The 391-nt window shown below is 63.7% G+C and carries 1 protein-coding gene; it reads left to right on the plus strand.

Annotated features, from left to right (window positions below):
* On the plus strand, positions 1-391 hold a 391-nt coding region (locus AC1D0P_RS31290), incomplete at both ends, for a family 1 glycosylhydrolase (protein WP_477680280.1).

The raw sequence follows: 391 nt of genomic DNA on the forward strand, positions 1-391 counted from the left end.
CCGTCGATCTGGGACGCCTTCTGCAACATGCCTGGCCGGGTGTATAACCGCGACAATGGCGACATCGCTTGCGACCACTATAACCGCCTGGATGAAGACCTCGACCTGATCAAGGAACTCGGCGTCGAAGCCTATCGCTTCTCGATCGCCTGGCCGCGCATCTATCCCGATGGCACCGGCCCGCTGAACGAAAAGGGCCTGGATTTCTACGACCGCCTCGTCGACGGCTGCAAGGCGCGCGGCATCAAGACTTTTGCCACGCTTTACCATTGGGACCTGCCGCTGACGCTGATGGGCGACGGCGGATGGACGGCGCGCTCGACGGCCTATGCCTTCCAGCGCTATGCGCAGACGGTGATCCGCCGCCTGGGCGACCGGCTCGATGCGGTGG

The sequence above is a fragment of the Polaromonas sp. P1_G2 genome (assembly GCF_056405515.1).